At 68.7% G+C, this 26,562-nt stretch carries 19 protein-coding genes; 5 read left to right on the plus strand and 14 right to left on the minus strand.

Annotated features, from left to right (window positions below; translation table 11 throughout):
• Positions 1-776: 776 nt before the first annotated feature.
• A complete protein-coding gene (locus E1288_RS34930) occupies positions 777-2,291 on the plus strand; it encodes a sugar transferase (protein WP_132492960.1) in 1,515 nt (504 codons plus the stop codon).
• A 15-nt stretch (positions 2,292-2,306) separates the two neighbouring features.
• On the opposite strand, the gene E1288_RS34935 is transcribed toward E1288_RS34930, so the two are convergent.
• The gene (locus E1288_RS34935) at positions 2,307-3,449 is read right to left on the minus strand and encodes a glycosyltransferase (RefSeq protein WP_235884028.1); all 1,143 of its coding nucleotides are present in this window, start codon (positions 3,447-3,449) and stop codon (positions 2,307-2,309) included.
• Positions 3,450-3,451: 2 nt separating this feature from the next.
• The gene (locus E1288_RS34940) at positions 3,452-4,753 is read right to left on the minus strand and encodes an O-antigen ligase family protein (protein ID WP_235884029.1); all 1,302 of its coding nucleotides are present in this window, start codon (positions 4,751-4,753) and stop codon (positions 3,452-3,454) included.
• Between the two features lie 209 nt (positions 4,754-4,962).
• Between E1288_RS34940 and E1288_RS34945 the strand changes: the two genes are divergently transcribed.
• Both E1288_RS34945 and E1288_RS34950 read left to right on the plus strand, forming a co-directional pair.
• Positions 4,963-6,141 (plus strand): DUF1972 domain-containing protein, encoded by a 1,179-nt coding sequence (locus tag E1288_RS34945; protein WP_235884030.1) that lies wholly within the window; start codon positions 4,963-4,965, stop codon positions 6,139-6,141.
• Positions 6,138-7,796, plus strand: coding sequence for a PQQ-binding-like beta-propeller repeat protein (locus tag E1288_RS34950; RefSeq protein ID WP_132492964.1), 1,659 nt, complete (start codon positions 6,138-6,140; stop codon positions 7,794-7,796). The genes E1288_RS34945 and E1288_RS34950 overlap by 4 nt, the downstream gene beginning before the upstream one ends.
• A 34-nt stretch (positions 7,797-7,830) precedes the next feature.
• Here the strand turns inward: E1288_RS34950 and E1288_RS34955 are convergent, their stop codons facing one another.
• From E1288_RS34955 to E1288_RS34965, 3 genes are read right to left on the minus strand one after another with little or no spacing between them, the layout of a single operon-like run.
• Complete coding sequence (locus E1288_RS34955) at positions 7,831-9,585, minus strand: right-handed parallel beta-helix repeat-containing protein (RefSeq protein WP_132492966.1); 1,755 nt, start codon at positions 9,583-9,585, stop codon at positions 7,831-7,833.
• A complete protein-coding gene (locus E1288_RS34960) occupies positions 9,582-10,034 on the minus strand; it encodes an adenylyltransferase/cytidyltransferase family protein (protein WP_132492968.1) in 453 nt (150 codons plus the stop codon). Before E1288_RS34960 ends, E1288_RS34955 begins: the two co-directional genes overlap by 4 nt.
• A gap of 1 nt (position 10,035) precedes the next feature.
• Entirely contained in the window at positions 10,036-10,803 is a 768-nt protein-coding gene (locus E1288_RS34965; protein ID WP_132492970.1) for a CDP-alcohol phosphatidyltransferase family protein, read from the minus strand.
• Positions 10,804-11,098: 295 nt separating this feature from the next.
• On the opposite strand from E1288_RS34965, the gene E1288_RS34970 reads away from it, so the two are divergent.
• Both E1288_RS34970 and E1288_RS34975 read left to right on the plus strand, forming a co-directional pair.
• Positions 11,099-12,601: a polysaccharide biosynthesis tyrosine autokinase gene (locus E1288_RS34970; RefSeq protein WP_132492972.1), complete on the plus strand. Its 1,503-nt coding sequence runs from the start codon at positions 11,099-11,101 to the stop codon at positions 12,599-12,601.
• Positions 12,598-13,836, plus strand: coding sequence for a polysaccharide biosynthesis protein (locus E1288_RS34975; protein WP_235884031.1), 1,239 nt, complete (start codon positions 12,598-12,600; stop codon positions 13,834-13,836). The genes E1288_RS34970 and E1288_RS34975 overlap by 4 nt, the downstream gene beginning before the upstream one ends.
• 147 nt (positions 13,837-13,983) lie before the next feature.
• Here E1288_RS34975 and E1288_RS34980 read toward each other — a convergent pair whose 3' ends face one another.
• From E1288_RS34980 to E1288_RS35020, 9 genes are all read right to left on the minus strand, one after another.
• Positions 13,984-15,753 (minus strand): hypothetical protein, encoded by a 1,770-nt coding sequence (locus tag E1288_RS34980; RefSeq protein WP_132492974.1) that lies wholly within the window; start codon positions 15,751-15,753, stop codon positions 13,984-13,986.
• Between the two features lie 40 nt (positions 15,754-15,793).
• Positions 15,794-16,036 (minus strand): hypothetical protein, encoded by a 243-nt coding sequence (locus E1288_RS34985; protein WP_132492976.1) that lies wholly within the window; start codon positions 16,034-16,036, stop codon positions 15,794-15,796.
• A 423-nt stretch (positions 16,037-16,459) separates the two neighbouring features.
• Positions 16,460-17,770 carry a nickel/cobalt transporter gene (locus E1288_RS34990; protein WP_207954728.1) on the minus strand — a complete coding sequence of 437 codons (1,311 nt, stop codon included), beginning with the start codon at positions 17,768-17,770 and terminating at the stop codon, positions 16,460-16,462.
• Between the two features lie 92 nt (positions 17,771-17,862).
• A complete protein-coding gene (locus E1288_RS34995) occupies positions 17,863-21,237 on the minus strand; it encodes an outer membrane protein assembly factor BamB family protein (RefSeq protein WP_207954729.1) in 3,375 nt (1,124 codons plus the stop codon).
• Positions 21,238-21,444: 207 nt separating this feature from the next.
• Positions 21,445-22,032: a histidine phosphatase family protein gene (locus tag E1288_RS35000; RefSeq protein WP_132492978.1), complete on the minus strand. Its 588-nt coding sequence runs from the start codon at positions 22,030-22,032 to the stop codon at positions 21,445-21,447.
• A 58-nt stretch (positions 22,033-22,090) separates the two neighbouring features.
• A complete protein-coding gene (locus tag E1288_RS35005; protein ID WP_132492980.1) occupies positions 22,091-23,716 on the minus strand; it encodes a pyruvate, phosphate dikinase in 1,626 nt (541 codons plus the stop codon).
• Positions 23,713-24,339, minus strand: coding sequence for a transcriptional regulator (locus tag E1288_RS35010; protein ID WP_132493011.1), 627 nt, complete (start codon positions 24,337-24,339; stop codon positions 23,713-23,715). The genes E1288_RS35005 and E1288_RS35010 overlap by 4 nt, the downstream gene beginning before the upstream one ends.
• A 385-nt stretch (positions 24,340-24,724) precedes the next feature.
• Entirely contained in the window at positions 24,725-25,522 is a 798-nt protein-coding gene (locus E1288_RS35015; protein WP_132492982.1) for an ABC transporter permease, read from the minus strand.
• Positions 25,519-26,517: an ATP-binding cassette domain-containing protein gene (locus E1288_RS35020; RefSeq protein ID WP_132492984.1), complete on the minus strand. Its 999-nt coding sequence runs from the start codon at positions 26,515-26,517 to the stop codon at positions 25,519-25,521. Before E1288_RS35020 ends, E1288_RS35015 begins: the two co-directional genes overlap by 4 nt.
• Positions 26,518-26,562 lie beyond the last annotated feature (45 nt).

The raw sequence follows: 26,562 nt of genomic DNA on the forward strand, positions 1-26,562 counted from the left end.
ACCGAAAGTGCCTCCCGATCCATGCGACATCAGTGCTTCAGCAACTCTGATCATCGCAGGTCAGGAGGCACCTTCACTCATTAAACGTTGCTATCCAAGAACAATTCCTCGGTGCATCCAGGCTAAGTAAGAGGTCGTTTCAGAATGGCTCCGCCCGGCTGAGGCCGAAGGCGCCGGTGCCTGACGCCGGATGGCGATTTCGCGCGAAATCGCCATCCGGCCCTCACGAGGAGCGGCGATTTCGCGCGAAAACGGCGCCCTGCACCCCAGCCGGCCGCATGCCCACGCACCATTCTGAAATGACCCCTGACGGCGCGTTCGGTCGTCACCGCTGCCCGCTACCGCGGATGGAGAACCGTGGGCCGAGGTTCGTGTCCGGAACTCGCCTAGTCCTTTTAGGACTTCCGGAGTATTCGCGGCAGAGCGCGACATCGACCGTCACGGTGATGTCCAGCGAGGCCGGGTTCTGGTAGGTGGCGCGTGTACTTCTCCACCGCGCGACGAGCCCATGCTGATGCTGGCCCGCCAACGGCGCCGCGTGCGAACTGGCCGGCAGCGCGGCGGCGAAGATGGGCACGCCAGGGCGGAGCGGGCCGTCGATGAGGCAGACGAGTCCGCGCCCCGGCCGAACGTAGCCGCGGCACGAAGCTTTTCCAGTCCGCACGGCCGTTCACCTCTCGTCGGGGAACGTGTAACGGATTCGTGATGGCCCCGATAGCTCTGACGTCCGATCGCCTCCGCCGCGCGGACGTTTCTGCCAACTGGAGAGGGGTCCGATGCAGGAGCCGATGCGCGCACCGATGTCATTGCCGGACGGGGTGGGGTCGGCCGGAATGGTCCGGGCTCCGCGGTTGAACGCGACGGCGCCCCCAGCCCACCTGCTCCCCGCACTTCCCGAGATGGCGTGGGAACGGCGATACCGGCTCGCTGTGATCGCCAGCGATGCCATCGCAACAGCGATGATGTCGGCGGCCGGGGCGGTCTGGGTGGCAGTGCTGGACATCGCGGTTCTCCCTCCGCCGGTGTTGGCGTTGCTCACCGCGGTGGCCGTGTTGTCGGCCCTGGTCGGTTCCTGGAACGTCAGGGTCCTGGGGCAAGGACACGAGGAGTACCGGCGCCTGGGGCGAGGGATCTTCTCCGCTGGCGTCGTCCTGGCGGTCGCGGGGCTCGCGGTACCGCCGTTGGACGTGCGGCCATGGGTTTTCGGTGTCCTACCCGCGCTTGCGCTTCTGGTGCTCGCGCAGCGGTACGTGCTGCGCCGCTACTTGCACAGCGCCCGCAGCGGCGGCAGGTGCCTGCTACCGGTGATCGCGGCGGGCAGTACGTGCACGCTGCGCGACCTCATCGCCCGCACCCGCCGGCAGCCGCATGTCGGATGGCAGATCCAAGCGCTCTGCCTTCGTCCCGAGGCCGGCGAGGGACTGATCTGCGAGGTGGACGGCGTTCCGGTGATCGGTGATGTCGACGAGCTCGCAGAGCACGTCCGGCGCGGCGGGTACCGGGTGGTCGCCATCACCGCCGATTCCTACTGGACTCCACGTCGCCTGCAGGAACTGGCGTGGAAGATCGAGGACACCTCCGCCGAGATGGTCGTCGCCCCGGTGCTGATGGAGATAACCGGTCCCCGGCTGCACGTGTCGTCGGTGCTGGGGATGCCGATGCTGAAGGTGAGCGAACCCTCCTTCACCGGTGGTCGCCGAGTCGTGAAGGCTCTCGCCGACTGGGTGAGCGCGCTGCTCCTGCTGGGCCTGATCGGGCCGGCGATGCTGGTGATCGCCCTCGCCGTCAAGTTGTCCGATGGTGGACCGGTGATCTACCGGCAGCGCCGGACCGGGCGAGGCGGCACCACGTTCACGATGCTGAAGTTCCGCACGATGGTGGTGGGCGCGGACGCGATGCGAACCGCGTTGCGCCCGGTCAACGATGCGGAAGGGCCGTTGTTCAAACTGCGCCGCGATCCGAGGGTGACCAAGGTCGGTGGCTTGCTGCGCCGGTACTCGCTCGACGAGCTGCCGCAGCTGTTCAACGTCCTCGCCGGGCACATGTCGCTGGTCGGTCCGAGGCCGCCACTGCCGGAGGAGACCGCGACCTACGACTACGAGGTGGGGCGCCGCTTGCTGGTCAAGCCGGGGCTCACCGGGCTCTGGCAGGTCAGTGGCCGCAGTGACCTGTCGTGGGCCGAAAGCGTCCGGCTCGACCTGCGGTACGTGGAGAACTGGTCGCTGGCGATGGACGCCGTGATCCTCTGGAAGACCGTGCGCGCGGTGCTGACCAAACAGGGCGCGTACTGACGGCCGTTGGGTCCGTCAGCGGCAGCGGGCGACGTCGGTTGCTATCGCGGCGATGTCGTCGCGGTAGCGCTGCGGTGAGAACACCTCCTGGGCGTGCTCGCGAGCCTGCGCCGCGGTGTCGAGAGTTCCTTGCCAATCGGCAAGCGCATCGCTGATCGCTTCGGCGAGCGCGTCGGGGTCGTCGGCGGGCACGACGCGGCCGTAGCGCCCCTGCGCGACGGTCTCGGGCAAGCCCTGCGCATCGGTCACGATCACCGGGGTTCCGGCCAGCTGCGCCTCCACGGCGGTGTTGCCGAAAGGCTCGAACCGCGACGGGACCAGCGCGATGTCGGCGTCCCGGTAGGCATCCCACACGTCCGCGCGGAAACCGCGGATGGCGACCACCCCGGCCAGGCCGTGACGCCGTACGAGGTCCTCCAGCTGCCGCTCGTACCACTCGTAGCCGGTGAACGCGGACCCCAGCAATTCGAGGACGACGTCGTGCCCATCGGCGCGCAAGCGGGCGATCGAGCGCACCGCGACGTCGGTGCCCTTGCGCGGTGACAGTCGACCGACCAGCACGATCCGGACCGGATCGGGTCGCTCACCGCCACGGGCCGCGGCATGCACCGGCCCGGCAACACCGTTGTAGACCAAGCGGACCCGGCGACGCAGCCAGGGCAGCGCTCGCGTGATCACGCGAGCCGTGGCCTCGCTGTTCACCACGACCGAGCCAGCGCACAGCAGGGGAGCGGCGAGCGCGGTCCTGATCAGGCGCGGTGCGCTGTCTTCAGCCTCGTGCACGTGGGCGATCACCGATCGCCGGATCGAGCGGGCGAGCAGGAGCCACAGCGGCACGGTCACGGTGTTGACGTACACGACGTCGGGGCGGGTCCTCCGCAGCAAGCGCAAAGTCGGTGCCACTGCTCGCAGGCCATCCAGCAGCAGCCGCAGGAACCCGGCTGGGCGCAACGCCGCCTTCCGCAGCACCGGGGTCGGGCACAGGACCACGTCCGCGCCCCGGTCGCGCAGGCGGTCGGCAAGCGGCCCGCGCTCCGGCAGCGCGACCACCACCCGCCAGCCCGCCTCGGTCAACGCGATAACCGATTCCAGGAATATGCGGTCGGATCCGTACAGCTCGGCACCGGGATGGACCATCAGCGCGGTTCGTCGGACCAACGTCACTCCACCTCTTCGACGGGGATGTGGGATGGCAGCACCGAGGCTGAGTTCCGCGTACTCGCCATGCTCGTCCACGCAGCCAGCAGGAAAAGCCAGACGCAGGCGACGTTCGCCGGAGCACCGAGCCCTTCGGTGAACATCGAGTTGGCGAGCAAGCCCGACAACGCCGCGAGGATCAGGATGCGATCCAGTCGCGGCTCGGGCCGGAGGTTCCGCAGCGCGACCGCAGCGGTGAAGATGCAGCCGAGCAGCACGAGCCACACCACCGTGCCGAGCAGTCCGGCGTCGACGAGCAGGTTCACCAGCCCGTTGTGCCCGCCGCCCAACCCGATCTCGTCGAGGAACAAACCCTGCGAGGCGGTGAGACCGTGGCCGTACAGCGGGCGTTCGAGGAACGCGTCGAACGCGTAGGCCCACAGGTCCGTTCGCGAGTTCAAAGACGCGAGCCGCTCGGCGGACTCACCGCGGACGAAGAAAGCCTCGACCAGCGACCCCGCGGCGAGCCACGCCGTGATCAGGAAGATTGTCAACGCCACCGCGATCTCCAGCCGCCGGCGGCCGCGCCATCGCAATCCCGCGATCACCAGGCAACCCACGATCGCCCCGAACGCGGCCCCCCGGGTGTTGCTCCCGATCAACCCGGCGGCGCAGATCGCCAGCAGCACGAGGTAGACGGGCAGCGGCCAGTGCGGGCCGGGCCGGGCCAACCGGTGGCCGAAGGCGTACGCCACCAGGATCACCACCGCGAGCGCGAGGAACTGACCCGCGTCCACCGGATGCAGGTGCAGCCAGGTGAACCTGTCGGGCTGCGTCGGAAGCCGGGGGAACGGCACGACCACGCCGAAGACGACCGAGGCGCTGACCAGGACCGCGAAGGCGTGGGCGATGCGGTGCAACGCATCCCGGGCGCAATGGCGGGCGATCGAACGGCTCAGCGCCAGTACGACCACGACCTGGCAGGCCCGCACGAGGGCCAGTTCGCGGTACGGCGAGTACAGCGCCGAAAGCACCAGGAGCGCCGCGTAGGCATAGGCCGAACAGGTGATCCAGTCGGCGCGCTGCACCTGGGACGTGGGGCGGAAGCGCAGGAACAGGAAGCACGCCACGGCCGCGTAGACGGCGATTTCGGCCAGCACGAACAGGTCGGGCGAGCCGGACACCGACTGGTCGTCGGCGCGAACGCGGAACTTGTATTCGCTGGCCACGATCAGTGCGAGCACGCACACGACCGGCCAGCGCTCGGCGTCGAAGGCCCGGCGACGCGCGACGCCATAGCGGCGTCGAAGGGCATTCCAGCTCACGGCCGGTCCTCGGATCAGGTGGGTTCGGGCGCGAATGCGCCGAAGGCGGGTTGCGGAATCGATGTAACGACTGCCCGCCGTCGACATATTACAAGCTGGGCGCCGAATCGAGTGAGCCGTACGAAAACAGCTGTGCGGCTTCAGGGCCGCCCGTCGTGATCCGATGGCTGCACTTCGACGAAACGGTAGAACGAAACATGCGGATTTCGATGATCGGAACCCGCGGCGTGCCCGCGCGCTACGGCGGCTTCGAGACGTGCGTCGAGGAGGTGGGGAGACGACTGGTCCAGCGCGGGCACGAGGTCACGGTGTACTGCCGCAACCTCGGCGGGCGCGGCCCCCGCCCCGAGCGCCACCTCGGGATGCGCCTGGTGCATCTTCCCGCACTGCGGCGCAAGACACTGGAAACGCTGAGCCACACTGCCCTTTCGGCGTTGCACGCGGTGGTGCGGCCGCCGGAGGTGGCGGTGGTGTTCAACGCCGCCAACGCGCCGCTGCTGCCCCTGCTGGGGCTCCGCGGAATTCCCACGATCACCCACGTCGACGGCCTGGAGTGGAAGCGGGCCAAGTGGGGACCTGCGGGGTCGGCCTACTACCGCCGCGCCGAAGCGCTCGCCGTCCGGTGGTCCGACGCGCTGATCGCCGACGCCCTTGGGATCCAGGACTACTACCGCGATCGCTTCAACACCGAGACCGAATACATCCCTTACGGGGCACCGGTTCTCACCGAGGTCGGGACCGACGGCATCACCGGACTCGGGCTGAGCCCCCGCCGCTACCACCTGGTCGTGGCCAGGTTCGAACCGGAGAACCACGTGCACGTGGCAGTCGAGGGCTACCTCCGCAGCAACGCCCGCCACCCGCTGGTCGTGGTGGGGTCGGCGCCCTACGCCGACGAATACACCGCGAGCATCGCGCGAGCGGCGAAGGGCGATCCCCGCGTGCGGCTGCTCGGCGCGGTGTGGGACCAGCGGCTGCTGGACCAGCTCTACGGCAACGCCTTGACCTACATCCACGGTCATTCCGTCGGCGGCACCAACCCCTCGCTGCTGCGCGCGATGGGCGCCGCCGCCCCGACTTCCGCCTTCGACGTGCGGTTCAACCGCGAAGTCCTCGGCTCGTTCGGCCGCTACTTCCGCGATCCTGGCGATCTCGCGGCGTTGTGCGACGCGGCGGAAGCCGACCCGTCGGGCACCTTGTTGCGCGGACAAGAGCAGGTGGCCTCGCTCGACCGCTACACGTGGGACGGGGTAGCGCAGAAGTACGAAGAACTGGCCGCCCGTGTCCTGCTCGTGGACAGGCGCAGACCCACGCCGCGCGGGCTGCCCGGCGCGCGGGCTGCCGTCACAGCGGCCGTGTCCATGCCGGAAACCAAGGAGGTCCGATGAATCGCGCGCGGAAGCTGTCGTGCGTCGCCGCAGTGGCCGTCGCCGCGTTGTCGGCATCGGTGGTGCCGGGGCCGGTAGCGATCGCCGCGGAGTTGCCGCAGCCGGTCACCGCCGGGGCGCTGCCGACGCCGCAGACCGACGGTGTCGTCTTCGCGGTGGCCATCGCGGGCAACACCGCCATCGCCGGCGGGAGGTTCAGCAAGGCGCGCCCGGCCGGCGTGGCGCCGGGGGGACCAGGTGAGGTCACCCGCAACAACCTGCTGGCCTTCGACGTGACCAGCGGCGAGCTCCTGCCGTGGGCACCGGTGGTCAGCGGCAGCGTCTTCTCCGGCGCGGACCCGGGGCCGTTCTGCAAGCCCGCCGACGCCGGGCGTTGGATCTGCGACACTGTGTTCCGGATCGAGGTTTCCCCGGACGGGAAGAAGGTCTACGTCGGCGGCGACTTCGACAAGGTCGACGGTCAGTGGCGCTCGCGCGTGGCCGCCTTCGACGCCGCGACCGGCGCGCTGGATCCGAACTTCAAGCCCCGCGTGGCCGGCCGGGTCCGCGGCCTGTCGATCACCGCCGACACCGTCTACCTCGGCGGCGGTTTCAACGCCGTCGACGGCGTGCCGCGCACCCGGCTCGCCGCGGTGTCCACCGGCAATGGTGCGCTGCTGCCCTGGGCTCCGACCGCGGACCGGGAGGTCTTCGCGGTCCTGGCCGCCCCGGCCCAGGGGCGCACGGTGATCGGGGGAGCCTTCGACAACGTCAACGGCACTTACCGGCACGGACTCACCGCGGTCGACGCGGCCAGCGGTGCCCTCGTGCCGTGGGAATGGGTCACGCCCTCGCCCGATGACACGATCACGGACCTGGTCACCGACGGCACGGGGACGGTCTACCTCGGTTCCTACAACTGGCGCGGCGGGAATCCCCGCTTGGAGGGCAGAGGCGCCATCGACATCGCCACCGGCAAGCCGCGCTGGTTGGACGGCTGCTACGGCGACACCCAAAGCGTCGCGGTAGCAGGGGGTGTGCTCTACAGCGCCTCGCACGCCCACAACTGCGAGGCCATCGACGCCGTCCCCGAGAACGGACCGATCGACTACCACCGGCTGCTCGCCGAAACGACGATCGCCACCAGAACGGCCCAGCGCAACGTGAACCACGTGCGCTTCGGCGACCCGGTTCCGGAATTGCTGCCGTGGCTGCCCAACACCAACGGCGGCCCCGCCGGCAGCCCGTGGTTGAACGGGCCGTGGGCAGTGGACGCCGACGGTCGCTACGTGGTGGTCGGCGGCGAGTTCACGGTGGTCAACGGCAGCGCCCAGCAGTCGCTGACCCGGTTCGCCGCCCGGGGTGTGCCCGGCGCTGTCAACAACGGGCCGCAGGTGCCCTTCCCCGCCCCGGAGCTCAACCGGCAGCTGTTCGGCGGAATCTCCATCAGGTGGACGGGAACTTGGGACGCGCAGAACCGGGAGATCCGCTACGAGGTGATGCGCGGCGGAACCGCGAACCCGATCTACACCACCACCAGCAGCGCCTGGCCGTGGTCGGTGACGTCGATGAACTTCACCGACGACCAAGCGCCCCAGGGCAGGAACGAGTACTGGGTCAGAGCGGTCGACGCCGACGGCGCGGTGCTCAGCACCCCGCGCAGCAGCATCGGCTGATCCAGCGGGGACGTCGGAGCAGGCGTCCCCGCGCTCACCCGCGTGGGCCGGTGAGCACGCCGATGTCGGGGTGGTCCAGCGGTGGAATGCCGACGATCCGGGCGACATCCGGCGGCAGGGCCTGACCGGCGCGGACACCCGGCGTGGACGGGCGGAGCGAGTAGTCGCCCCGGTCTGGATCGCGGAACGGGGCGGGTGGCGGTGCTACCGCGAGGCTGTGCAGGTCGAGTCCCGTCCGCTCCCGCAACTGACGCAGCGTGTGGATCGTGAGGACGTCACCCGAGCCGAGCGACCACGTGCCCAGCGGTGCCGAGCCCACCGCCCGCAGGAAGGCGTTGCCGTCGCTGACGGAGAGGAACGGTGACGCCGGTTTGGGGTGCGGTTTGTAGTCGGCGGACTCGATGAACGGCTCGGTGTCGTGCTGCCTGATCAGGAAGTTGTTCACCAGTTCGGTGTTGGACGTGATCCAGGACAGGCCCAGTTCCGCGCTGTAGGGGTCCGAACTCGCAGACCGCTTGTCGTTGTACAGCCCGAGCTCGATCTCGTTGTCGACGAACGTGTTGTGCACGAGCCGGACGTGGTCGGAACTGGAGACCTTGATGCCGCGCCCGCCGTTGGCAACCACGACGTTCGACGCGATCAGCGCTCTCGCCGAAACCTCGTAGTACAGGCCGTTCACGGCATTGCCCCGCGCGATGTTGCGGACCACCACGGCGTCGGTGCACCCCAGGTCGCACCACCAGCCGGTGCCGATGTTGTCGGCGAACGTGTTGTCGGACACCCACGCCCGCTTCGTGCGCGTCACCTTCGCACCCGCCGCTCCGATGGCCTCGCCGGTCAAGGCGAAGCGCTCGTTGTTGTTGCGCGCGAAAGTGTTCGAGGTCAGCCGGAGCCCGTCGGCCCGGTTGGCCATCAAGCCGACCAGACCGTTGTCGACGAACTGGTTGCCGATCACGTTCGCATCGGGTTGGAAGACCGCTGCGCCGCTGGATGCGGAAGCGGCGAAGGTGTTGTTCTCCAACACCACCGACGGCGCGTTCACCACGACCATCGCGCCGCGCTGGCCGTACTTCTGGTTCGAGCCGTAGTGCGCGATCCCGATCCCGCGCATCGAACTGCCCGCGGCTCCCGCGCCGTCGAACTGCAGCAGCCAGGCGAATTCGGTCGCCTCGACGAACCGCCCGGCCGGGTCCTCGCCGATCACCAACTCCTCGCGCGCGACGTCGACGTAGAACGTGCCGTCGGTGACCGATCTCCGCTCGCCCACCTGCCGAAGTGGCCTGCCGTCGACGAAAACCATGTCCGGAAGCCCGGCCAGCGGATGCGCCGGGTCGATGATCTCAGGCAGGAAGCAGGTCCGGCACAGCGATGCGTTCCAGCCCGCGTGCCGCCACACATCGCCGTCGCGGGACCACTGCGCGACCACCCGGCTGCCCTTGAGCCAGACGCGCTCACGCGGATACGGCTGGATGGACAACTTCTTGCCGATGATGCCGACGGTCTCCCGGTACGTCCCTTCTCGCAGGACGATCGTGGCGCCGGGCTGCGCTCGGCGCACCGCCTCGCCGAGACTGCGCAGTGGTCGCGCTTCATCGCCCGGCGCGGAGTCTTTCCCGTTGGTGGCGACGAAGAGCGCGCCGGCGGGCACCGGATAGTCAGTCGTGGTGATCGTCGCGTCGATGGGATGTGCTGCGGTTGTGTCGTTGTCGTTCGCGGTGCAGGCCGCCAGCAGCGCGGTCACGATGGCGATTGCGGGCACGAGCCGGCCGCGGCGACGCGGGCGGTTCATGTCGGCCCGGGCTCCAGCTCGCCGAGCATGCTGGGCGAGGGGAGCGAGATTCGTTGCCGCAGCAAGGTGCTGGACGTGTGGGTGGTGTAGCTGAAGTAGCGGATCCGCGCCCCGACGGCGGACAGCTTGCGCTCCAACGCGTCGGCGCGTGCCGTGCCGCGCCAGTCGCTGCCCTTGAACAGCACGTCGAACCGGAGGTGTTCCCACATGCGGAACTTGTCCTCGTACCGGTCGGTGATGGCCTCGGCGACGCACCGGATGTTGCGCACGATCTCCAACCGCTCCTCGAAGGGGATGACCGGCTTGCGGCCCTTCACCTTCAGCAGGACGTCGTCGGTCACCACACCCGCCACCAGGTGGTCGCATTCCTTGCTGGCTCGCCGCAGGATGTTGAGGTGTCCGATGTGGAACATGTCGAAGGCGCCGGGCGCGTATCCGATGGTGGGCATCTCACCGCACCTGTTTCGCAGCGGCGCCGTCGAGGCGTGCCATGTCGCGGAACCACTTCGGCAGCGCCGCGGCGAGGAAGGCGGTGTTGAGCAGGAAGAGCGCGCCGTAGACCGCGGAGAACGCCATCGGGGATCCCAGCAGCAGGAAAGCCAGGCACAGCACCCCGTAGTCGGTCGGCAGGACCAGCAACGACCGCAGGATCGAAGGTGGCCCCCCGGCGGGCGCCGGCGCGCGGGAATCGGAATGACGGCCGCGGCGCAACTGGTCGTTGAGGATCATCGCGAAGAACATGACGGTCTCGACGGCGGCGTAACCGAGCGGGACCAGCAGGAAACCGCTGGGGAGGCCGAAGAACCGGAACGCGCAGACGAGCACGGCCAGGTGCAGGGTGGCGATCTTCGCGCTGTCGATCACGTGGTCCAGCCACTCGCCCGCGATGCTGCTGGTGCCCCGCAACCGGGCGAGTTGCCCATCGGCCGAGTCCAGCGCGTACCCGACGACCAGCGCCAGGCCCACCGCGATGCCCAGCGGCCACGACGGTGCGGCGGTGGCAACGGCGGTGATGCCGGCGAAGGTGAACAGCGCGCTGACGGCGGTGACCTGGTTCGGGGTCGCCTTGAGCAGGAAGGCGGCCGCCGCGAGGTAGCCACCCGCTCTGCGGTTGACGAACCGCGAGTAGGCCGGCGCCCCCTTGGCCGACTTCTGCGCGGACGGCAACCGGCGCAACGCCGCCGCGAAGCCGGATTTCGGCATGTCGGTGCTGGTCATCGAAGCCTTTCGTTCCTGCGCGACACGCGCGGAAATCACTGGGTAGGCCAAGGGGCGGCGCCGCCGGGAGGAGGAACTTGACAGGCGATCACCATCGTCTGAATACTGAAAATATCGGTAGTTCTCCTCTCGGGTAGCCCGACCGGTCGACTTGCCTCATCAGCCGCGATCTTCCTAGCGGTTTCCGATCACTGCGCTCACGCGGTATTCGCCGCAGGGGCCCGGTGCGTTACCGATGAGCGTCGGCCTGCCCGGAGGAATCCCCCTTTTGGCACACAGAGCGGAATGACGGTCGATGTACGACGCCCACCCGGCACCGACGATCTTCGGTTCGTTGTGGCGGTATCGCTGGATCTCGTTGGGGATCGTGGCAGCAGCGGTGCTGACGAGCCTGTTGGTCCCGCTGGTGGCGGGCGACGGCCGCAGCGCCCACGCACGTATCGTGCTCAAGGCACCCGACCAGACCGGCGTGCTCGGGATCGAGATGGCCAGCGAGTCGAGCTTCCTCCGATACGTGAAGCAGCGGGCCTTGTTCGTCACCTCCGACGAAGTGCTCGACGACGCGCGTGCCCGGCTCGGCGGCGACGAGACCGTGCTGCAGCTGCGCGCCGCCATCACCGCGGACGCCTCCTCGAGCGGTGAGTCCATCGAGATCAACGTCGACGGGCCGGGCTTCGAGCGTTCCGTGCTGATCGCCAACGCTGTCATCGCCGCCTACCAGGAGCGGTCCAGGGCAGAGGTGGTCGCCACCACGGACAAGGCATTGGAGACGCTGAACGCGCAACGCGCGGCGATCGTGGCCGATGCCGGCACGGTCTCGCCGGGCAGCCCCGTCGGTTCGGCCGCCGGCTCGACGCTCAGCGATCTGGACAAGCAGATCACCCGGATCCGGGTGGTGGCGGCCCAGTTCGCCGACGGGGTGTCGTTCGTGGATGTCGCGTCGCCGGACGGCACGAGCCCTTGGCGCGGGGTCCTGCGCGATTTCGCCATCGGAACGGCCGTCGGCCTGATGCTCGCGGCCGCGCTGGCCTGGTTCCGCGCCGATCGCGATCACCGGGTGCGCGATGCCGACGACCTCACCCGCGTCGTCGACGAACCGGTGCTCGGCGAGATCGAGACGTTGCCCGCCCAGGGCATCCTGGCGCTGCGCAGACCGGGCGTCCCGCCGCTGCGTTCCTACCAGCTGGTGGCCTCCGGTCTGCGGTCGACGGTGGGCCGGGGAGTCGTACTCGTCACGGGCCCGTCTGGCGGCGAGGGAGCGACGACGACCACGCTGCAGATCGCCGGCGCCGCCGCCCGGGACGGCTTGCAGGTGCTGGTGGTCGACGCCGCGTTCCGTTCCCGCGACTTGTCGCAGATGCTGGGGCTGGCGGACTGGCCCGGGCTGACCTCGATCGCCACCGGGACCGCCTCGCTGGCCCAGTCGGCGCACCCGGTGCACCTGGGCAACGGGGTCGGGTTCAGCGTGGTGCCCGCGGGGCACGGACAGCCCTACTCCCGGGAGCAGCTGCGTTCCGGACTGCTGCAGCAGGTGATCGCGGAGATGCGGTCGCGCTACGACCTGGTGCTGGTGGACCTGCCGCCGCTGATGACCCAGCCGGAGACGACGTCGCTGATCAGCGCGTCTGACGGGGTGGTGGTGACGGTGCGGCGGGACGGCGATCTCGGTTCGCTGCGCAGGTTGCGCGAGCAGCTGCAGCTGTTCGGCGGGACGATCACCGGGTACGTGCTGACCTTCGCCGGGGCGGCCCCGGCCTGGCGCGCCGGCGAATCTCCCGCCCCGCAACCATCCCGATGACCACGACCGGCGCGCGAGCGCCGAAACGGCGCCTCGTCGCGAAGGTCGCCGCCCCGGTGTTGTCGCAGGGCATCACCGCGGGCACGAGCCTGGTGCTCCAAGTGCTGGCCGCCCGCACGCTGGGGCTCGCCGAGTTCGGATCCTTCGTGCTGCTGCTGGCGTTGCTGGTGACGGCGATCGCGCTGTACACGGGCTGGGTGGGTGACTCGCTAGCGGTCCTCGACCGCCACGAACCCCGCACCCGGGCCGGCATCGTCACCAGCGCCCTCGCAGGCTGGATGCTGTGCTTCGCCGCCGCAGTCGGCACGGCCCTGCTGCTGCGCGACGGCGAACCGGCTACCGCACTGGCCTTCGGGACGATGGCAGTGCTGCGACTGGCCGCGGAAACGGTGCGGCGGTTGCTCATGGCCAGATTGCAGTTCTGGCACCTCGTAGGCAACGACATCGTGCACGTCACCGGGACGGTGCTCGCGCTCGTACCAGCAGCGGTGGCCGGGGTCTCGCTGCCGGCACTGTTCCTGTCGATGGCCGTCGGAGCGGCCGCAGCGGTGTTCGTGGGCGTTGTGCAGCTGCCCGCAGCGGAATTGCGGCAGCTGCGGGCCGGAGCCGCCAATCTGCCCGCGGTGATGTCGTTCGCCGCCTGGAGATCCTTGCAGGCCGCGTTGCGTCCGGCCGCACTCCTCGGTTCACGCGCCCTGGTCGCGCTGCTGGTGTCCACGGCCGCGGTGGGAATGCTCGAAGCCGGTCGCCTCGTCGTCGCACCGCTGCAGGTCGTGATCAACGGCGCGGGCAGTTTCCTGCTGTCGAACTTCGTCGCCAAGGTGAGGCAGGACGCCGTCGCCGCACAGCGGCTCGTCCACCGCGCGACGTGGCTGCTGATCACCGGCACCGGAGTCGGCGGCGTCGCGCTGACGTTGCTCGCCAACCCCCTGGGCACCTTGCTGACCGGTCAAGCCGTGGACCCCCTGCTGGTGCTCGGGTGGGTCGCGTACTTGATGGTCTGGGCAGCGGGACTGCCCCATGTCACCGAGGTGGTCGCCCGGCGCATGTCGCGCCACGTCTTCCTCGTCCGGCTTGCGGATTCGGCGCTGGGCATCGTGCTGGTCGCGGTCGTAACAGTCCTGTCGGGCTCGGTGATCGCCGTCCCGTGGCTCATGACGTGCGGAGGAATCTACTCGGCATGGCACGTGCGACGCCTCGCGATCCGCTCACGACGCGAAGCACGAACCGCCTGACCGGACTGGAGCGCGGACGATCAGGGGTCGGGGGCAAGGGGGCGCGCGTGCAAATCCTGCCAGTCCGGTAATCGTCCTGCTGCAGCTGCGAACACCCGAGAGCTCGCTGCTGGCCTCCGCGGTCAGCTCGGGGCGCGGCGAGAGGGCTTATCGTGGCCCGTTGATTTGTTCACGGGTGAAACTTTCGGTGGACTTCAAACCGATTCGGAAGAGCCCTTCTTCGAGGCCCATGTCGGGAAAAGCTCGGTTGCCGGCGGAGCCAACGGCAACCCCGCGCACGCCGCCGGCAAGCGCACCGATAAGAACGTCACGCCCAGTGGTGCCCGGGTCCCGGCTGCCGTTCGCGATTCCAGCGGCCGACTGTGCGGCGGAGCCGGACGCACCCTTGGCGATGTCGCGCACGCTTTCGTGAAAGACGATCGACTGCCAGGGCTTGGCGGTGCCGAAGGAGTCCCGCCAGTCGTTGTGCCGCCACACCTCTCGCAGCTTGTCGTCGAAGGTGCCATGCATGTTGAACTGGATCGCCGCCGCCCTGACTTCGTTCGACGCGGCCAGCATCCGCCGAAGCTCGTTGACAACGTCCTCGGTCTGCTCCACCTCGCGAAGCGCCACCCCTGTCGAGTCACGTGCCTTGTCGAGCGCCTGCACCGCTCGGTCGTGCTGTTCACGCACTGCGGTCACGTGTTGGGTGGCGGCGTGGTGCTCCGTTCTGGCCTCCCGGACGAAATTCTCCGCATCGTCCTGCCAGCGCTGGTTTCCCGATCGCTGGTAGACGGCGAGGAGGCTTTCCGCACGCCACAGTCGCTGTTCGGCGTGGTCGACGCGGCTCCGCGCTGCTTGCAACGCCGTGTGGGCTTCTGCCCCGCTGATTTCCGCGCGCTGCAGCGCAGATTGTGCGGCGGAGAGCTTCTCGCGGGCGTCGGAGGCACGTTCGTGCGCGGCGTCCGCCTCGCCGCTGAGATGGCGGTGTTCGCGCGGGTTTCCCCGCAAGCCAAGCTCGCGGGCGTTGGCCCGGGCATCGTCGAGCCTCCGGATTGCCTGTTCTCGGTGTGGGCGCGGGACAGGCGAGTTCGGTTCCGGCGGCGTTGTGGCCTGTCGCCGACCCGACGGGTTCCACCGCAGCGATTGCACAACGGCGTCGATCTGACCGCTGAAAGGCACGAAATCAGGCCGCCCGTCCGGCGCGCGCAAGATCTCGCCCGAACTGTCGAGCTTCCTCTTCAGTCCACTGGCGGTTACTCCGCCGAAGACGCCTCCGACGCCGAAGCTGATCGCCGCGTTGGTGAACAGGTGCTCCGGGTTGATGTTCTTGCCTGTGATCCCCGCCGCCGTGCTACTGGCGGCGATGTCGATGGCGAAGTCGCGGAAACCCTCGACCAGTGCACGACCATAACCGAAGCTGAAGCTCTCCCCCCGCCAGCTCGCCGCCGCAAGCCGCTGAACGGCGGCTCGCACCGAGGCGAGCCAACGGGTGAGTGTGGCGAGTATCTGGGCGAGCAGGGCAAGCATGCGGTTCGACTGTGCGACCAGGGTCGCGATGTATGCTTCCGCAGTCGCAATCAGCGCCGGAAAGAATGCCGCCGCCGCAATGTAGGCGACCAGTGCCGCGATCTGAATTGCGATTTCTTTGAGAATCTCCGAAATCTGTTTTTGCTGCTGCGCGTGGTGGCCCAGCGCTTGCGCCATTTCTTCGCAGAAGGTGGACAGCGCGTCGATGCGCCCGGTGAGGCCGTCGGTCGCGTTGTGAAAGGCGTCCGCTGCGGGGCCGGTCCAGCCGCCGCCCGTCTGCGAATGGGCAAGCCGGGACTGAAGGTCCGCCTCGTGGCTGCGCAGGGCTGCGGCGAGCGTGCTCCAGGCCTGCGCCTGCGCTCCGAGCACGGCGGGGTCGCCGGTCTTCGCCGCCGCGTCGTAGGTCATGAACCCTCTCCGTTGACCGCGTTCTGCTCGCCTGCCGAACTCATTGGCCGAGGTTCAGTCTGGTGGCGGCCTGCTCGGCATGGTTCTCGGCTGACCGGTAATCCGAGGACTGCCGCTCCAGCGCGTCCGCGTGCCTCAGCAACTCGTTCACCTGCCCGCGCACCCCATCGAGGACGGCCTGCACGACCGCCCGGGTCTGCGCTGTGGCCTCGTCGGATTCGGGCAGGTTCCCGTATCCGTTTCCCTGGAAGCTGCCCGCGAACTGATCGCCCGAACTGCGCATACCTTCGGCTACCTCGCGGAGAGCCTTCGCTGTCCTCGCGATGTGTCCGGAGTCCGCCGAAACGCGGTCCAATCTGCTGCCTCCTCATGCGCGTCGCGGTCTGACGACTGCCATACCCGAAAAAGGTTCCTGGAGAAGATCGTTGTGGCGCAAGCGAAAGGAAGAATGGGTGATCGTCCTAACATTGCTGCTGACTGTCGTCGTCAATTGTTCAGCTTCTGTAAAGCAGAAATAGACCCGTCAGTTGCGGAATGTGTCTTGCGGAGATTGGCTGAGTGAGCCTTTCCGGGTAACGGTTCGCCGCTGGGGTGATCACGTTGCCGGTGTCGAGCGAGAACATGCCGACGCTGGTAGTCCGGCGCGAGCCCCGCAGCCACGCCGGCTTCCACCACAGGTTCGGCTTCCTGGTCCAGGTGGTTGATCTCAGGGGGCGAGAATGCCGCCTGCGGCTACTACGGCTGCCGCTGCGCCGCTGATCGTCACCATCGTCGCGGCTGCCAGTGGCAGGCGGCGGCTCCACGTTCGCAGGTGGGGAGACGTCGACGCACGCGTGAGAAGTGCGTCGCGGCCGCGGAGCACCGCCAGACTGACAGTGGCGAGTGCCGCTGCCATTCCGATGCCGAAGGCAGCAACCATGAGCATTGCGGCACCGGCTCGGCCGGCGAGCAGGCCGCTGAGGAGAACGAGGAATGCCGAAGGCGAGGGCAGCAGTCCGCCTGATGCGCCGAGCAGCACGATTCCCCGCCAGGTCAGCAGCGATTCGGTCGGGAGACCGTGCCCGTGCCCGTGCCCGTGCCCGTGGTGTCGGGTGCTCAGGTGGCGGCGCAGGAGCGCCACGCCCACTCCGACGACGAGGAGCGCGCCGATCAGCTGCAGCCACCGTGTCACGGCTGCGATGTCCGGAACGTGTTCGGCGGCGATCCACCACCCGATGCCGAGCGCTGTCACGGACACCGTGTGCATCAGGGCGACGATGGCTGCCAGCACCAGGGCGTCCCGGATCCGGCCGCGTCCGCCGACGAGGAACCCTGCGGCGAGTGTTTTCCCGTGGCCGGGGGCGAAGGCGTGGAAGGCGCCCACGAATGCCGCGATGAGCAGGGCCAACGGCAGGAAGACACCGCTGTCCAGCAACTGGGTCAGATCGGTGGTCCAGATCGACTGTTCGGTTCGATCGGTGGGCGCGGCATCTGAGGAACCTGCGAGGACGAGCGTCCGGCTCGGTGCGGTGGCGGTGTGCAGGCCACCGTTTCCCTTTTCGGTCACCGACATCGTGCGATAGGCGGGGTCGATGTCGGTCAAGGCGGTGATGGTGATCTCCACCGCGCCAACGGTTTCCGGGCACGCATAGCGCAGCTGGGCGCCCTGCTGCGCGATGCTGCTGGTGTCCACTGCGTCCTCGCGGCAGGGAACACCGTTCTGGTTGACGCCGATGTGCGAACTCAGGTAGGCGACTACGGTGGTCGATCCGGACAGCCGCTGGGCCTGCGCCGCGTCATCGGTCGAGACGTCCGAGGGCGGCAGGACCCCGGTCTTGCGGCCGAGCGCGACGAGATCATCGGCAGCGGCTGACCAGCTGAGCTCGACGACGGCACCGCGCGCTTCGACTTTGGCCACCGCCGGTGTGCCCAGCGGGTGTGCGGTGGCCTGGCTCGCAAAGCCGAGCAGTGCTGCGACGGCGAGCAGGCCGATGGCGGCTGCGCGGAGCGGCCTCCACGGCGCGTTGCGAGATTGCACGGTCGAACTCCTGGTGCGAAGAATCGGTCGGAACGGGGGACAGGGCCTCACGAGCCGCGGCGCGCGCGGCTCGTGAGGCCCGGGGGGTGTTGTTACGGGGTGCGGCGTGCGGCGAAGGCGTGGATCGTGCCGTCGTCGGTCAGGGCGTACAGCCAGTCACCACTGACCGACAGCGCCGACGCGACACCACCGCCGAGGTTGTGCTCGGCCAGCAGCTTGCCGGTGGCGCGATCCAGGACGAGCAGGCGTCCGTCCCAGGTGCCCGCGTAAACCGCGGTTTCGGTGGCCAGTGCGTGCATGGCCGGCGAACCGGTGGGCGCGGTGGTGCACCCGTAGCCGACGCGCCACTCGTCCTCCAGCGGGTTCTCCCCGGGCAGGTAACCGACCGGTGTCTCCCACAATGGCCTGGTGGGATCGGCAGCGCGGGTGTCGTAGGCCCGGATCACGCCGTCGATGCTCGCGACGTAAGTGATATCGCCCCACACGGCCGGGCTGGTCACCGGCGGGGGACCGGGCTCGCAGGCGCCGTTGCGCGGAGCAGCCTTCGCGTGCCAGGCCACCGCCAGGTTCGCCGCCGGGTCGTGCCCGCGCACCCCGGACTGCGTCGCCGTGACCAGCTTGGGTTCGCCCTGGGCCGGGTCGGTGAAGGCCGGCGAGGAGTGGCTGAAGATGTCGCCTTGGGTGTTCACCTCCGCCGTGCGGGTGCAGGTGCGCAGGTCCATCGCGATGAGCGATTGGCTGGATCCGGAGTGCAGGTATGCGGTGTCCGAGCCGGGCCGGCGGACCGCGGTGCTGTGGAATTCACCCCAGCCGCCTGGGGCTGCGAAACCGCCGGGGAGGCGTTGGCCGTTCCCTGCGTCGCGGCAGACCACGCCGTCCCACTCGTGGTAGACGGCCACCGAGCGGTTCTCGGCGGGCAGGTCGAACACGCTCACCGGGCCGCCCGCGCGGCCGTAGCGGCGGATGGTGTCGCCGTGCTGCTCCTCGGCGTCGATCGTTTCCCAGACGACCTTGCCGTCGTTGGCGTCCAGCGCGTAGACCCGGCCCACGCCGGTCGTCAGGTACACCCGGCCGCCGTGGACGGTCGGGAAGGACTCGGCGTCGCCGTCCACATAGGTCCGCCACAGCTCCCGCCCGGACTTCAGGTCATAGGCGAGGACCATGTTGTACGGCGAGTCGAAGGCTTGCGATGCAACGATTGCCTTGCCGTCGACGATGGCGGCACCGTTGAGGTGGAACTGCTCGCCGGTGTTGGCCGCCCAGCGCAGGTCGAGCTGGGGGCCCGGGTCGTCGGCGCTGGCGGATCGACCGCGTTCGTCGCCGCCTTGACGAATCCAGTCCTGGCCGGTCTCGGGCTTGTTCACGTCGTCCTCGCGCACGACCTGGAACGTGGTTCGCGCCGCAGGAAAGGCCTTGCCGGTCGTGTCGGCGGCGGTCATCTCGGCGGTGTAGGTGCCGGGTTGCAGACCCTTGATGCGGTGGCTCACCCGTGTCCACGACGTTCTGGCCTCCGGGCACGGTTCTGCCGTGCCACCGGGTGCGGTGTAGCAGTTCGCGATGCCTTGCCGGCCGACCTCGGCGCCGAACCGCAGGTCGCGTTCCTCGCGGACAGTCTTGCCGCGCTCGTCGCGGATGGTCAGCGTCGCGCCGGCCGGGGTCCTGCCGTTGTCCTCGGCGTAGAGCTCGACCGGTATTTCGCGCTTGGCCGGGTGGATGCTGCCCTGCGCCGGGCTGACCAGTGCGGTGTCGTCGTCCACGTCGAACTGCCGATGCGTGCCGGTGACGTGACCGGTGTCCTCGTTGATCTTGGTGGTGGGGTCGTCGGTGATGCCGGCGAAGTCGAGGATCTTGTAATCCGGGCGGGCGCCGTCGATTCCGTAGGTGCCCTGGTTGTTGACCTCGACCGATCGCTGGAAAGCGCCGCGGCGGAACTCGGCCTGCTGGTTGTGCCCGGCGGCGAACATCCGCACGTCGTAGCGGGCCAGCTCGTCGACGATCGGCTGCATCCCTGCTCCGGGACCCCAGCGGGTGAGCAGCGACCGGTGGGCGAAGACGAAGACCTGCTTGCCGGCGGCGTGCCGCTTGAGGTCCTCGCGAAGCCACTCCAGTTGCGGTGCCAGGCCGCTCGCGTCGTAGTTGTCCTCCAGTACGACGATGTGGCGGCCGTTGCGGTCGAAGCTGTACCACTCCGGGCCCACGTTGCGGCGCCAGTACTCAACACTGCCGCCGTAGCCCACCGAGGTGGCCGTGCCACCGAAATCGTGGTTGCCGATGACGGGGTAGAACGGGTGGCCCAACGCGCCGTCGGTCAGACCCTTGCGCAGCAGGTCGTAGCCGCCCTGCCGGCGAGGTTCCGCGGCATAGTCGGTGACCGTGAGATCACCGGTGGTGATCGTCATCGTCGCACCGTCCACTTCGGACATCGCGTTGACCTGGCCGGTCCATCGCGGCAGCGCGGTGGTGGCTTCCTGGTCGGTGCGGTTGCCGACCTCGGTGTCGGAGACCATCAGCCACTTCTCGGTGGGGTTGGCCGCGTTCGCGTCGGGTACGAGTGCGAAATCGATGCCGGTGTGCGCGTCGGACCGCACTTCGCGGAAGAACTGCGGCACGAAGTCGGCGCGTAGCGCTGGGGTGTAGCCATTGGGGGAGACGACGTTGACGAGATCGGTCTCGCGCCGCGCCGGGTCGATGTCGATGCGGTAGGAACCGTCGGGGCCGCTCGTGGCCCACACCGCACCATCGGTCACCGACACACCCGGCAGCGGAGCTTCACCGGGGTCCCGCGCGCCATTTCCGTTGGCGTCGGCGAACACCGTGCCCTCAACGGGCAAGGTCGCCGGATTCGCTGGAGCCGCCGAAGCGACCGCGGGTGTCAGCGACGCGGTGGCCAGCACGCTCGCGACCGCCACGCGCAAGGGACGGCGGGTGCGCGCCGCCATGTCGCGGAGCCGTGGTCCGTACTGGCGGATCCCGACGGCAGCGAGCAGCAACCCGGCGGCGAGCAGCACGGCGAGCAGCGGGAACTGCGGCGGTTCGTGAGCGCCCGTCGCATCCACGACCGGCAGCTCCGGCGTCGCGTTCACGGTAGTGCCGTTGAACTGCACGACGACCTGCGACAACCCGGCTTTCTCCAGCAACGGAGCTAGATCGAGCTGCTCGACGGGACAGTTCCAGGCCAGCTCGACGACAACGCCTTCGGGGACGCCGCCGTTGTCGCCTGGCACGCCCGAACCGGTCATGGCACAGGGGGCGGCCAGCAGGCTTTGCGCCCACCCGCCGGCGTCCGGCGCCGAGACGATGTCGCGGTGCACGATCAGCCGACCGCTGGTGGTGTCGCCGTGGCCGGCGACGATGAGTTCACCGTGTTGTGGAGAAACATGGGCACCGGCCGGTGCGGCACCCAGACCGAAGACCGCCAACAGCGACGCGAGGCAGATGCTCGCCGCTGCGCGTAGGAGTCTGTTCACAGCGCGGGACGCTATTGACGGGCGACCATCAGGGGGAATGGCTGCGGACAAGCCTTCATCCGCTGGCCACGAATACGACCAGACCTGTTATCGAATCGAGATATCACCTGTGTAACCCTGGTCCGCGGGCCGCATCTCCTGCCGTACGCGTCGTGGTTGGAAACAGACCGCAATGGTCGAACTGACGGCTTCCTGCTGCACCATCGCTCATGGCCGCACGGCGGCCCCGAACCCCGTCCACCGCAGATCGGTCGGAAGGTGACCCATGTCGTTGTACAGCAGCACTGTCGGCGCCGTGCCGTCGCGGTACTCGATCACCGTCAGCGCCGTGTTCCCGCAATTCAGACCGAGCCATCGCATGGGTGGGGCATCGAGTGCGTGCCGGACCAGCCAGGCGACCGGATAGGCATGGGTGATCAGGACCTCGTGGGTCTCGGTTTCGGCGGGGCGTGCGAACCTGTCGGCAAGGGCATCGGCGCAGCGTTCAGCCTCTGCGGCTTCCTCGGCGCCGTACCCGTCGAAGAACGCCGCCCATGCCGGCGGCGCGTTGTCCGGTACGTGCGGCACGTGATCAACAAGCTCGGCCGCTTCCCGCACGGCGGCGTTCGGCAGGTATGTGCCGACGATCTGCGCGGATCGCACCGCCCTGGGAAGGGGCGAATGCCACACCACGTCGATCGGAAGCCCAGCCAGGCGCTGCCCGACCAGTTCCGACTGCCGCTGCCCGACGTCGGTCAGTTCGCCGAACGGGTCCGCCGCTCCGTGCCGTACCAAGTACACGTGCCGAGTTGCCATCGCCGATTCCCCTTTCAGGCCTGGCTCGTGATGATCGATCCGTGCGGCTCGCTCCGCATCAGCGGTGGTGCAGTGCGGCATGGGCCGCAGCGAGGCGCTCGGATTCATCGCGTTCGGAGTGGTCGCCCGAGATGTCGTCGGCCCATTCGAGCAGTCGGTGGAGGTGGTCATCGGCTGCGTTCGCGACGACGCGGGGGCTGCCGAGAGCAACCTCACCACTGGTCCCGTCGATGGTGACGAGGGTGCCGTCCCTGACGGTGCGACCGCCGACTGTTGCAGATTCGGTGCCGACGTCGACGGTGAGATCGGCGACGCCCACGACCGCGGGCTTTCCCATCGCTCGCGCGACGACCGCGGCGTGGCTGGCCGGCCCGCCACGAGCGGTGACGATTCCGGTGGCGGCAGCAAGGCCATGCATGTCGTTTGGGGAGGTCTCCGGGCGTACCAAGATGACCGGGGCGTCCCGGGCCATTCGGACTGCTCCGTCCGCCGTGGTCGCCACTTTGCCGACTGCGACACCAGGACAGGCGCCGAGCCCCCGGGCGAAGATGTCGGCCTCCTCGGATGACGCCATGCGTGGCGTGCGGACGTGCCGGAGATGCTGCGATGAGACCCTGAGCAGCGCTTCGTGACGCCCGATGACCCGCTCGTCGACGAGTTCGGTGGCCACGCGGACCGCAGCACCTCCGACGAACCGGCCAGGCCGGACCTGCAAGATCCAAAGCTCGCCGGCCTGGAACGTGAACTCGGCGTAGCAGGCGTCGCGGTAGTGTCCTTCGATCCGGCTCAGGGCGTCGAGCAGCTCTGTCCACACTGTCGGCGCCCGCTCGGCGAGTTCGCGCAGAGGCCGGGTCATCGATCTACCGGAGACGACGTCTTCCCCCTGGTGCTCGAACAGGACTTCGCCGAACGGGATGTTCTCGCCGGTGTTGGGATTGCGGCTGAACGCGACTCCGGTGCCGCTGTGGTCGTCGCGGTTGCCGAACACCATCGTCTGGACGATCACAGCTGTGCCGAGGTCGTGCGGGATGTCGTTCACCGCACGATAGGTCCGTGCGCGTGGTGCGTCCCAGGACGAGAACACGGCCTCGACCGCCAACTCCAACTGGCGGGTCGCGTCGTCCGGAATCGGTTGATCGCCTCGCGTTCGAACGAAGTTCTCGACTGCCTTTATCGCATCGGTGAGGCGCGCTTCCTCGTCCGCGGTTCCTCGCTCAAAAAGTCCTTTGTGGATGGTGCTCGCCCCGTCCGCGTTCGCGACCGCGGAGGCGAAGTTCGACAGGAACCGCAGCCGCGAATTCAATGCGAATGGCCGGTCGCCCGTCTCGACGGCCAGGCCCGCAGTGGCTTCGGTCGTGAGGCCGAGGTTGAGGATCGTGCTCATCATGCCGGGCATCGACACGCTGGCCCCTGAGCGAACAGACACTGCCAGCGGCCTCTGCGGTCCGCCGAAGGCGCGCTCGGTGGCGATCTCGAGGTCGGCGATGGCCGTCGCGAGCTCGTCGTCGAGTCCGTCGGGAAGACGTCCTTCCCGCAAGAAAGCGCGGCATGCCGCTGTGGTGACGACGAATCCGGCCGGCACTCGCAACCCGAGACGGTGAAGGAGGACGAGGCCACGTGCCTTGCTGCCCAGCGTCTCCGCCGGCTCCTCGACCTGGGCGGAGATCGTGCGAATCCATCTCATCGCTGCATCCCGAGCGTGGCGAGCAGGTCTTCGTGCAGCTCTGCCCACACGGTGTGGTAAGACGCGGTGCTGTCGGTCACGTACTCCAGCGCGCCGGAGGCGGCGCGATCGAGGGCTCCGGCGAGGCGGTCGCGGTAACGACCGAATCGGGGCAGTGCCGCGGACAGCTCAGCGCAGACGACGGCAGCGCGTCGGTCGAAATCGGCGAATCGGTCGAGGACTCGGGAGTCGTAGGCAGGGTCGCCGTGATCGTTGGCGCGCATGATGCCGTCGATGTTCCGGAGTTGCCATGCCGTGCAGAGGTCGAGCAGCTCCGGGTTGAGAACGAGGAACCGATCGAATGCCGCCCGCACGGCCCCGCGGGCATTGGCCGACTCGAGCTCGTGGGTGATTCGCTCGGCGTCTGCGGCGCGGCCGGCGTCCGTGAGCCACCAACCGGGCATGTCGCCGGACGTTCGCGTGACAAGACCGTCGGCCCCGAGATCGATGAGCTCGGACTCGATATCGGACTCGTCGAGGCCCGTGACCGAATGGAGACGGGCGGGGCTGGTGGCGCCGACGCAGCGCAGGGCGTGCAGCACCAACAGGTTGGTGTCCGTCCCGTGAGTTTCGGGCCAGGTCATGTCGTGTCCCCTCGGTGTGCGGTTCGGTTTGCGGGAAGCGTGTCTGCGACTCGCGGCACGAATCTTTTGTGCGCGGCTTGCTTTGACACGTCCAGGGCTGCCGCGATTTCGCTCCATGACCTTCCTTCGCGGCGCGCATTCTCAACGAAGTGCTCGACGAGTTGTCCAGCGGTGTGGTTCAGGGCTGATGCGAGTGCGGCCGCCGTGGCGACGTGCTTGATCTCGGACGCTTCCGGGTTCTGCGAAACGATTCCGGAAATCAGTTGTCCGAGGGATGCCGACGCCGGGGCGGGTGGTCGGCTGGTCGTCGCGCGACACCGGCGATCCGGACTTCGCGGCTGCGCGGAACTGGTGTGCTCCGGCTGCGTGCCGTCGATCGGCATCGTCATTCCGGGCGGCCGTAGGCGCGGACCGCGAGTGGGCAGAAGATGACGAACAGGATGGCCGACCACAGCAGGGTGAGGCTGATGCTTCCGGCGTCCGGTGTCCCGTTCAGCAAAGCGCGGCAGGCGTTCATCACGTGGGTGACGGGGTTGATGTCCGCCCAGGCGCGCAGCCATCCGGGCAGGGTGTCGGTCGGGGCGGCCAGGCTGCTGCCCAGTTGGAGTGGCAGGAAGGCGATGAAGCTGAACGCCAGCACGGCGTCGGCGCTCTTGACGAGGACGCCGATGAAGACCGTGAGCCAGCTGAGGCAGAACCCGAACAGGATTGCGAGTCCAGCCGCTCCCAGCGCGGCGAGGACGCTTCCCCGGACCCGAAACCCGAGCAGTGCGCCAATGGCGAACAGGATCGCCACGGCGATCAGGTAACGGAGGATGTCGGCCATCACGGAGCCGAGCAGCGGCGCCGTGCGGCTGATCGGAAGGCTGCGGAACCGGTCGGTGACGCCGTTCTTCAAGTCGAGGTTGATGGCCGACCCGGTGGAGACCATGCCGGCCAACCCGGCACCCATGACGAGGATTCCGGGGAACAGGTATTGCAGATATCCGGCGGTGGAACCGGCGACCGGGCGACCGAACAGGTAGAGGAACAGGATCATGAACAGTGCGGGGGTGACGACGCCGTTCATGATCGGGCCCGGGTTCCGGGTGGTCTTGACGAGGCTGCGCTTGGCGAGAACCACACTGTGCCGGAGCGTGGCGAGGCGTCGGGGCCGGGCGGTTCCGGAGAGGGTCGTGGTCATGCAGCATCCTTGGCGTCGGTGGTGGAGGTGCCGGTCAGGGACAGGAAGACCTCGTCGAGGCTGGGAAGGCGGAACGCGAGCTCGCTGACCTCGATGCCGTGATTCCGGAGCTGGGCGGTGATCTCGAAGAACTCCGCGTCGCCTGCGACCGGCACGATGAGTTCGTGGCGGCGTGATCGGTCGGGCTCCCGCCCCGCGACTCGGGCGACGATCGCGGCGGCGGGGTCGAGGTCGTTGACATCGGCCGGTCGAAGAACGATCGTGTGCCCGCCGACCTCGCGCTTGAGATCGGCGGGTGTGCCGGACGCGATCACTCGTCCGTGGCCGATGACGGTGATGTCGTCGGCGAGGGCGTCGGCCTCTTCGAGGTACTGCGTCGTGAGCAGGACCGTGACACCGTCAAGGGCGAGCCCGCGGATCATCTGCCACAACTCCTCGCGCTTTCCGGGATCCAACCCGGTCGAGGGCTCGTCGAGGAACATGACCTCGGGCCGCCCCACCAGGCTGGCGGCGAGGTCGAGTCGGCGTCGCATCCCGCCCGAGGAGGTGCCGACGGGCCGGTCGGCCGCATCGTCGAGGCCGAAGCGGGACAGCAACTCGTCGGCCCGCCGGCGGGCGTCATGCCCTCCGAGGTCGAGAAGCCGGCCGATCATGACCAGGTTGGACCGCCCGGACAGCTCGTCGTCGACGCTCGTGTGCTGCCCCGACAGCGCAATGCGCCGGCGGACCTGAGCCGGGTCTCGCCGAACGTCGATCCCGGCCACGCGTACCTGGCCCGCGTCGGGGCGCAGCAGGGTCGCCAGCACGCGGACGACGGTCGTCTTGCCGGCGCCGTTGGGCCCCAACAGGCCCAGCACATGCCCTTGGGGAGCCGAGAGGCTCACCCCGTCGACCGCGGTCGTCCGGCCGAATCTCTTGACCAGGCCGTCGATCTCGAATCCCTTGTCACCCACGATCAATCTCCGATGTTCGCGATTTTCAGATGTTCTCAACATCTGGATGTTGGTTGTATCATGACACGGCACAGGAGCGGAAGGGGA

Origin of the sequence: Saccharopolyspora elongata (assembly GCF_004348985.1) — a bacterium.
In the GTDB taxonomy this organism is placed as follows: Bacteria; Actinomycetota; Actinomycetes; order Mycobacteriales; family Pseudonocardiaceae; genus Saccharopolyspora; species Saccharopolyspora elongata.